This window comes from Phenylobacterium sp., assembly GCF_046590535.1.
GTDB lineage: Bacteria > Pseudomonadota > Alphaproteobacteria > Caulobacterales > Caulobacteraceae > Phenylobacterium.
On record NZ_JBKJTG010000189.1, the window covers coordinates 1 to 8,579 of the forward strand.

The 8,579-nt window shown below is 70.0% G+C and carries 9 protein-coding genes; 4 read left to right on the forward strand and 5 right to left on the reverse strand.

The annotated features are described in order from the left end of the window. A partial coding sequence (locus ACLL81_RS11345) for an FGGY family carbohydrate kinase (RefSeq protein WP_411288452.1) occupies positions 1–651 on the reverse strand: 651 nt, incomplete at its 3' end. 146 nt (positions 652–797) lie between these two features. Here ACLL81_RS11345 and ACLL81_RS11350 point away from each other — a divergent pair. The 3 genes from ACLL81_RS11350 (at position 798) to ACLL81_RS11360 (ending at position 3,301) form a co-directional block, all read left to right on the forward strand. Further along, complete coding sequence (locus ACLL81_RS11350) at positions 798–1,907, forward strand: DUF2336 domain-containing protein (RefSeq protein ID WP_411288453.1); 1,110 nt, start codon at positions 798–800, stop codon at positions 1,905–1,907. Between the two features lie 45 nt (positions 1,908–1,952). Further along, on the forward strand, positions 1,953–2,735 hold the full coding sequence (locus tag ACLL81_RS11355; RefSeq protein ID WP_411288454.1) for an NAD kinase: 783 nt from the start codon (positions 1,953–1,955) through the stop codon (positions 2,733–2,735). A gap of 101 nt (positions 2,736–2,836) precedes the next feature. Then, positions 2,837–3,301: an Hpt domain-containing protein gene (locus ACLL81_RS11360; RefSeq protein WP_411288460.1), complete on the forward strand. Its 465-nt coding sequence runs from the start codon at positions 2,837–2,839 to the stop codon at positions 3,299–3,301. An 18-nt stretch (positions 3,302–3,319) separates the two neighbouring features. Here the strand turns inward: ACLL81_RS11360 and ACLL81_RS11365 are convergent, their stop codons facing one another. Then, positions 3,320–4,105, reverse strand: a complete 786-nt coding sequence (locus ACLL81_RS11365; protein ID WP_411288455.1) for an NUDIX hydrolase — start codon at positions 4,103–4,105, stop codon at positions 3,320–3,322. A 39-nt stretch (positions 4,106–4,144) separates the two neighbouring features. Next, complete coding sequence (locus ACLL81_RS11370; RefSeq protein WP_411288456.1) at positions 4,145–5,284, reverse strand: DUF2336 domain-containing protein; 1,140 nt, start codon at positions 5,282–5,284, stop codon at positions 4,145–4,147. Between the two features lie 188 nt (positions 5,285–5,472). On the opposite strand from ACLL81_RS11370, the gene ACLL81_RS11375 reads away from it, so the two are divergent. Beyond that, the gene (locus tag ACLL81_RS11375; RefSeq protein ID WP_411288457.1) at positions 5,473–6,669 is read left to right on the forward strand and encodes a CaiB/BaiF CoA transferase family protein; all 1,197 of its coding nucleotides are present in this window, start codon (positions 5,473–5,475) and stop codon (positions 6,667–6,669) included. A 58-nt stretch (positions 6,670–6,727) separates the two neighbouring features. On the opposite strand, the gene ACLL81_RS11380 is transcribed toward ACLL81_RS11375, so the two are convergent. Together ACLL81_RS11380 and ACLL81_RS11385 are read right to left on the reverse strand one after the other, a co-directional pair. Next, on the reverse strand, positions 6,728–7,549 hold the full coding sequence (locus ACLL81_RS11380; protein ID WP_411288458.1) for a transglycosylase SLT domain-containing protein: 822 nt from the start codon (positions 7,547–7,549) through the stop codon (positions 6,728–6,730). A 786-nt stretch (positions 7,550–8,335) separates the two neighbouring features. After that, on the reverse strand, positions 8,336–8,579 hold a 244-nt coding region (locus ACLL81_RS11385), incomplete at its 5' end, for an FAD-dependent oxidoreductase (RefSeq protein WP_411288459.1).

An 8,579-nucleotide genomic window follows, 5' to 3' on the forward strand; every position in this document is an offset into this window, starting at 1 on the left:
CACCTCGGGCAACAGCGAGCGCGGCACCCGGAGGATTTTCAGCAGCTCATCGTCCCACTGGCCGGTGTGGATGTTGAACAGCAGGGTGCGCGAGGCGTTGGTGGCGTCGGTGGCGTGGACCCGCCCGCCGGTCAGCTTCCATATAACCCAGCTGTCGATGGTGCCGGCCAGCAAGTCACCCGCCTCGGCCCGCTGGCGGGCGCCATCGACATTGTCCAGCACCCAGGCGATCTTGGTGCCGGAGAAATAGGGGTCGAGCAGCAGGCCGGTGATCTCAGTGACCCGGCCCTCGTGGCCGTCGCCACGCAGCCGCTCGCACACATCGGCCGTGCGGCGGTCCTGCCAGACCACGGCGCGGTGGATCGGCTTGCCGCTGGCCTTGTCCCAGATCACCACCGTCTCGCGCTGGTTGGTGATCCCGATCGCGGCCACCTCGTCCATCGATCGTGCGGCCTTGGCGACCGCCTCGCGCAGTACCTCGACGGAGGCCTGGAAGATCGCCTCGGCGTCATGTTCGACCCACCCGTCGGCGGGATAGAACTGCTCCAGGGGCCGCCCGGCCTCGGCCAGCGCGCGGCCGCTGGCGTCGAACAGGATCGCCCGGGTGCTGGTGGTGCCCTGGTCGAGCGCCAGGATCAGCGGTTCGGCCATTCTCGCGTCGTGCTCCCTGATCGGCCGGCGCTTGAGGCGGCGGTTGGTGTCGCCCCTTTAAGCATGTTTTCATCGGACCCGAGCAGATTGGCATGCCGCCGCGTTCGCAGCGGCGAACTGGGGGACCTAGGGCCTTGAGCCTCGCGATGAGCAGCGAAAGCCTGCTCGACCTCGCCAAGAGCCGTGCGCCGGCTGACCGCGAACGCCTGCTGCTGGCGATCGTGGACCTGTGCGACACCGGCGACGCCGCCGAGGCCATGAGCGCCCCACCGATCCGCGCGCTGCTGAACTCCATCTTCCTGAGCCTGGTGGTGGAGGCCGAGCGCGACATCCGTCGCCGCCTCGCCGAGAAACTGGCCACCTCCGAATGGGCGCCCCCCGCCCTGATCAATGTTCTGGCGCTGGACGAGATCGAGATCGCCCGGCCGATCATCGCCGCCAGCCCCCTGCTGCAGGACCGCGACCTGGTGCGCCTGCTGGTCGAGGCCACCATCGAGCACCAGATCGAGGTCGCCCGACGGCCGCAGCTTTCAGAGACAGTGGTCTCGGCGATCCTCTGCCAGGCCGAGCCCGCCGTGCTGACGGCCCTGGCCGGCAACCCTTCCGCCCAGCTGGGCGACGCCGACATGGCGGAGCTGGTGGAGAGCGCCCGCCAGATCGCGGCTCTGCGCTCGCCGCTGTCGCGCCACCCCAAGCTCACCGCAGAGCTGGCCCTGCGGCTCTATCTCTGGGTCGGCCAGGCGCTTCGCCAGACGCTGGCCGAGCGCTTTCGCCTGGACCAGGCCGATCTCGACCGGATGCTGGCGGCCGCCGTGCGCGACGCCCATGCCGCCGTCGCCCCGGACGGCCAGGGGCTGGTGGTGGTGGCCCGCGACGGCGAGCGAGAGGAGATGGAAAGCCGGCTGACCCAGAAGCTCCACGCCGCCGGCCAGCTTCGTCCGGGCTACTTGGTGCGCGCCTTGCGAGAGGGCCGCCTGACCCTGTTCTGCACAGCCCTGGCCATGCTGGGTCGCTTCGAGGCTGACCACATCCGCCGCGCCGTCGATTCCGACCGGCCGGAACTGCTGGGGCTGGCCTGCGCGGCGGTGGGCATCGACCGCAGCGTGTTTCCGACGATCCTGCAGCTGGTGCGGCAGCTTAATGGCGGACGCCCCGCGGGCGGCGCGGAGGGGGCCCGCCGCGCCGCCGGGGCCTTCGGTCCGGTGACCCCCAAGGTGGCTGGCGCCGCCTTCCGGCAGGCCGCCATCACCATCTGAACCCAGTTTGACAAGCCCGCGGCCTTACCCGCTTGTGACCCGCCGATGTCCACGTCCCACCCCCTTGTGACCCGCATCGCCTTCGCCGCCAGCGACCGGCCGGAGGCGCAGGAGGCCCGCGACCAGCTGGCCGCCCGATATGGCGAGGCCGGCGAGGACGCGGCGCAGGTGATCGTGGCCCTGGGCGGCGACGGCTTCATGCTGGAGATGCTGCACCGGCATATGGCCAGCGGCACGCCGATCTACGGTATGAACCGCGGCTCCGTCGGCTTCCTGATGAACGAGTACAGCGAGGACGGCCTCCTGGAGCGGATCAGCGCCGCGGAGCGGGCCGATATCCATCCCCTGCGGATGGTGGCGGTGGACATCCACGGAGAAGCCCATCTGGCGCTGGCGATTAACGAGGTCTCGCTGCTGCGCCAGACCCGCCAGACCGCCAAGCTGCGTATTTCCATCGACGGCAAGGTGCGGCTGAACGAACTTTCCTGCGACGGCGCCCTGGTGGCCACCCCCGCCGGCTCCACCGCTTACAACCTCTCCGCCCACGGGCCGATCATCCCGCTGGACGCCAAGGTGTTGGCCCTGACGCCGATCAGCGCGTTCAGGCCGAGGCGGTGGCGCGGCGCCCTCTTGGCCCACACCGCCCGCGTGACCTTCGAGATTCTGGAGGGCGACAAGCGCTCGGTCAGCGCGGTGGCCGACAACTTCGAGGTCCGTGACGTGGTCGAGGTTCAGATCGCCGAGGACCGCGACGTCAGCATGACTATGCTTTTCGACGCCGGCCGCAGTCTCGAGGAACGGATGCTGGCGGAACAGTTTTCCGTCTAGATAACCGTAGGTTGTGGCTCACCGCTTATTAACGGGTTCCGCCTAGCTTCCGACGCGGCCATTCAGGGAGATCGCGCGTGAGCCAGCAGAACAGTGGTCAGATGATCAAGCCGTCCGACGCACTGCGCCGCAAGGTGGGCGGCGGCAGTCGCCTGAGCGCCATCGATCCCGCGATTATCGCCAAGGCGGAGGCGGCGCTCAAGAGCCTCTCCGGCAACTTCTCGCAGTGGCTGAACGACGAGGTCGAAAAGCTGGAGGCTTCGCGCCAGTTGGTGAAGACCCAGGGGGTCACGGTGGCCACCATGGAGTCACTCTATCTCCGGGCCCATGACTTGAAGGGCCTGGGCGCCACCTACGGCTTCCCGCTGATTACCCGCATCGCCGGCCTGCTCTGCCGGCTGATCGACGACCGGGACAAGCGCCTGGAGGCGCCCATCAGCCTGATCGACGCCCACATCGACGCCATTAAGGCTGCGGTGCGCGATGACATCAAGGGCGAGGACCACCCTGTTGGGCGGATGCTGGTGCAGGAACTTGAGCGCCGGATCCGCGAACTGGGCGCCTGAGCGCGTCCACCGCGTCTCTCACATCACGTTTTCCAGCGGCTCGGCCACTAGGCCGTAGCCCGCGTCCGGCGGCAGCACAAGCACCCGGCCCTCCGGCCTCGACTGCACCTTGGGCTCGACGGTCACCAGGGTGCGCGAGGCGGCCCGGGCTACGGCGTCAGCCGCGCTCGACGCCTCCGCCAGAAGCTGCAGGTTCATCCGCGTCGGGAAGATCACTTTGCGGGTCCCCGCCGCCGCCATTCTGAGCGCCTCGTCCGGCGCGATCCACTCGGCGTCCACGGTCTCGCGCCCGTCGCAGGCGGCCAGCTGGTCCGCGGGCGCCTTCACCGCATAGAACCAGGTGTCGAACCGCTTGGGCGTCAGCGGCGGGGTGATCCAGCGGGCGAACACGGTCAGCGCGTCGAGCTGCAGCTTGGCGCCCAGATCGCGCACCACATCCAGGAAGGCGAGCTTGCCGGCGTCCACCGCAAGGCGCACATCCATCGGACAGGCCTCGCCGCCGATGGGCGAGCCGTCCACATGCTGCGCGAGCAGGATGCCGGCCTCTTCGAAGACCTCCCGGATGGCGGCGATGCGCAGGCCACGTTGGACGGAGTCGAACCCGTCCCAGCCCAGGACATGGTCCGCCCAGGCGGGATCGTCGTCGCCGGCGTGGGTCTTGCCCCCCGGGAACACCAAGGCGCCGGAGGCGAAGTCGATCTGGTGATGGCGCTTGACCATCAGCACTTCAAAGACCGGATCGTCGCGGAGCAGGAGGATGGTGGCGGCCGGCTTGATGTCCGCCTGGGCAGGTGCGTCGTTCATGGGCCAAGCTTGGGCCGGGCGCCGGCGATGGGCAAGCGCTCAGGCGGTCTCGGCGATATCCCGCAGGTCGCTGGCCGCACGGTCCATCTTGTCGAGCAGATAGTCCACATCGTCGCGGGCGGCGGGCTGGGGTTGGGTCAGGAACCGCTGCAGCATGCGCTCCTGGTAACGTTCGCGGTCTTTGGCCCCGCCGTCGAACTCCATGGAGTGGAAAGTGTCCACCGCGGCGCGGAAAGCCGGGAACAGCCGCGCCGGCAGGCCGCCCCGCTCATAGATGGCGCGCAGGCCCAGCGGCCCGGCGTCGTGGATCATCAGCCAGGTGCGGTGATGCGGCACCCCGGCCAGCTCTGCCACCGCCCATTCGAAGAAAGTCATGTGCCCCTGAGCCAACGCACGCAGCAGTAGCGAGGCGGTCAGGCGCTTCTCGCGGTTCAGGTGGGTGACGAAGCCGCGCACGTCCGAGGTGCGGCCGGCCTGGTCCACCACATCCATTGTGGCGCGCTCGGTGGCGCCCACCGCGATCTCCAGCGCGATCTCGGGCGAGATCGAATGGTGGGTGATCAGGTGGTCGCGGACGTGCTCGCCGACAATCGCCACCAACCGCTCGGTGACCGACATGGGCAGGACGTTGCGGTAAGCGACCGCCGCCAGCACCTTTTCCGAGCTCTCGAAGCGGTCGATCACCCGTTGCAGGGCGCGCTCCGCGAAGTCGGCGTTATCGTTGGCGCAGGCCGCCGCGACGGCCCGCTCGCCACCGGCCTCCGCCAGGCTGTCGGTGACCTTGCGTGACAGGGTCGGGCGCTTGGCGATGGCCAGTTGGCGGACCGGGCCGCCCAGACGGACGATCTCGGCCAAGTCGTCGTCGGTGAAGGCCGGCGAGGCGGACAGCATCGGCAGGGCGATGGTCTCGACGTCGCGGGCCAGTTTCAACGCCACGTCGCGCGGCACCAGGGGCGAGGCCTTCAGCGTCACGGCCAGCGCCCGGCGGACCAGCTCGGCGGCGTCGGCCGCCATGATCCGCAGGATCTCGGAGGCCAGCACCCGCTCCTCGTCGCTCAGCGGCAGGCGTTCCATGGAACGGCAAAGTTTGTGGGCGGCGGCCGCGCGCTCGTCGGGCGTGGCGCCCTTCACCAGCGTACGGATGTCCTCGTCCGTCAACGCGGTGCGCGTCGTCGCCATGCCCCTCAATGCCCCCCGTGCAGGACCTGGAGTCCCACGAGTCGACTATGTGGCGTTTAGGCTTAACGAGAGGTTGCGGCGGAACCTGTGGACTAACGCTCTCGCGTCACGGCCAACGACCGGCAAGTGGCTCAGGCGCCCTGGCGCAAGCTGGTCTAGACTGCCGCGCAAAGAGCGAGGGAACGCGCGTGCTGCTGAAGGGTCTGAAGGTCGTCGAGTTCGCCTCCTACATCGCCGGTCCCGGCGCGGCCTGCATCCTGGGGGACTGGGGCGCCGAGGTGATCAAGGTGGAGCGGCCCGGCGGCGATTCCATGCGCCACGTCTTCGCCGACCTGAAGGCCGACCTGGGATCGAACCCCACCTTCGAGTTCGACAACCGCGGCAAGCGGGCCATCGTCCTGGACATCGCCAGGCCGGAGGGCCGCGACGCCCTGGCCCGGCTGGCCGCCCAGGCCGATGTGTTCCTGACCAATGTCCGCCCCGCGTCCCTGAAGCGCTCAGGCCTCGATGACGTGACCCTGCGGGCCGCCAATCCGCGGCTGGTCTATGCGGTGATCACCGGCTACGGGCTGGAGGGGCCCGACGCCCACAAGCCCGGGTTCGACGTCACCGCCTTCTGGGCCCGGTCGGGGGTGGCCAATATGACCGCGCCCAAGGGCATGGACCCCTTCATGCTGCGCACCGGGGTCGGCGATCACACCACCTCGCTGGCCACCGTCTCGGCGATCCTGGCGGCGCTTTATGAGCGGGCGCAGACCGGCGTCGGCCGGCTGGTGCAGACCTCACTGCTGGCCACCGGCGTCTACACCGTGGGCTCCGACCTGGCCGTGCAGCTCAGGTTCGGGCGGCTGGCGTCCAACCGGCGGCGCGACAACCCGATCAATGCGGTGGCCAATTTCTACAAGAGCGCCGACGGCCGCTGGTTCATCCACAATCCGCGCGGCGGGACCGCCGACTGGCCGCTGTTCGCCCAGGTCGCGGGACGGCCCGACCTGGTCGACGACGAGCGGTTCGCGACCGGCAAGGACCGGCGCGCCAACGCCGCCCTGCTGACCGTGGAGTTCGACCAGGCGTTCGCGGCCCTGCCCTTTGCGGAGATCGCGGGGCGGCTGGACGAGGCCGACATGGTCTGGGCGCCGGTGCAGACCCCGGCCGAGGTGGTCGCCGACCCGCAGGTGGCCGCATCGGGCGCCCTGGTCCAGGTGGAGGATGGCCAGGGCGGGACGTTCCTGTCGCCCGCCGCCCCGGCCCGCTTCCCCGGCGCGGACATCGACCGGCGCCCCGCGGCCCCGACGCTCGGCCAGCACACCCGCGAGGTCCTGGGCGAGATCGGCTACGGGCCGGCGGAGATCGAGGCGATGTTCAGCGCCGGCGCCGCCGGCTGATCTTTGCGGGGTCGCGCTTTCTGGCGCCGAACCGGTTCCCACTTCGGCGGAAAGCGCTCTAGCCATCCCGGCTATCGGACAAGAGCTTGAGCATCTCGGCGGTGAACAGCGAGCCGGTCAGCCTGGCCCCGATGCCCACCTGGTCGGCAGGCTGGGAGCCGCGCAGGATCATCGCCACCAGGGCGTCCTGTTCGCGCATCCGCGAGGACCGCCGCGCCGAGGCGTATTGCAGGAACCCGCCGTCGTCCTCGACCGTGGTGCGGGCGTCGACGGCCTGGCCCGCGCCGCCGGTCTTGGTGAGGTTGGCATAGACCTCCGCCACCGTGGCGGCGCGGCCTTCGCGGTAGAAGATGGTGCGGTTGGCCTGGGCCGCGTCGGGGAAGATCTGCGCCGCCGAGGCGCCGGGCCGGGCCTGCGCCGCCTCGATCAGCCGGGCCGAGCCCTGCGGCCCGAGGAAGTGGGCGGCGTAGAGCTCGCCGGCGGTGGGGTCGCGCCCCACCCGGCCCTTCAGGTAGGCGGCGTGACCGGCGGTCAGCTCGCCGGCCATCAGCGAGGCGGCGTGCGGGTCGAGCCGCAGGTCCATCACCGCGCGCCGCGCCTCGCCCCCGCCCACCCGGTAGCGGCCGTCGGCGCCGCGGCTGATCAGCTCCGCATAGCGGGCGTAGCCGTGCTTGGCGCCGTGCTGCTTAAGGGTGGCCAGCCAAGTCTGCTCGATGAACTGGAAGAGGCCGGCGGCGGAGGACGTGCCGGCCTTGGCCTGCGGGTTCATGCCGCTCTCGCGGCCGGCGGTCTTCATCAGGAAGCTGAAGTCGACCCCGGTGGCCTGGCTGGCGCGCTGGATCGCCGCCTCCACCACCCCGCGAATGCCCTGGATAGCCATGCAGGACTCCTGCCCTGACATGGTTAACCCCCCGCTAATCCGCCGGAAACGGACCCTGTCACCGCGCGCCGCATCCCGGTCCCGCCCGCCAGACGCTACACCTTGAAGATGCCCGGCCGCCGGCATGCCGATCCGCTCCGACCTGGGCCGGTCGATCCTCGCTGTTGCGCCGCCACGGTTGTTCCGCCCCACCGTCTTGATGCCTCCCGCACCCGCCGGGTCCAGGGCGCACACCGCCCATCATCGCCTGGATGATCGGCGGAAGCGTTGAGCCTGTCAAGAACAAACCAGGAACATATGACCCCGGGTGGCGTCGCAGGTTGAAATCTGCGGGGGTTTCCCTTCGCGGCCTGGGCGGTAAGCCGGTCGCGCACCATTTGCCTGCCGCGATGGCTATTGCAGTGCAACACGCGGCGGCGAGGTTGGCGACGTGGTCCCCGCCACCGTCCATGATCGCCTTCCTATGCTCGATGGTGGGAACGGTGTCCCCGGCGTCGGTGAAGGGGCGCTGGCAATAGCAGCAGCGCCCCGCCTGCTGAGCGACGAACCGCGCGATCAGTCGGCGTCTGTAACGGGTGTTCAGGCGATTGCGCGATTAGCGCAAAATCCGGTTCCATCGCAGGATGGGAACTTGCGCGACTTCCTCGGCGAGAAGGCCTGTCGCTACTTGCTCCGTTTCCCAGCCTGATCGGATCGGCTTAGGTAGTGCCCTAATTGCGGCTCATCCGGCCAGCGCCATTATCCCCTGCCCAAGCTTGCCACGAACACCGCAAGACCACCCCCCCCTCAAAACCGCCCCGGCTCCAGCCGTGCCGCGTAGGCCCCCGCGTCCGCCCCCGTCACCTGGGCCGCGACGATCCGGGCCACCAGGGGGGCCAGGAGCCAGCCGTTGCGCCGCGCGCCTACGGCCAGCAGGACTCCGGGGGCGGTGCTCCAGCCGACCATGGGCAGGCCGTCCGGGGTCGCGCCGCGCACGCCGGCGGCGGTGGTGAAGGCGGCGTCCGCCAGGGCGGGGAACAGGCGGGCGGCG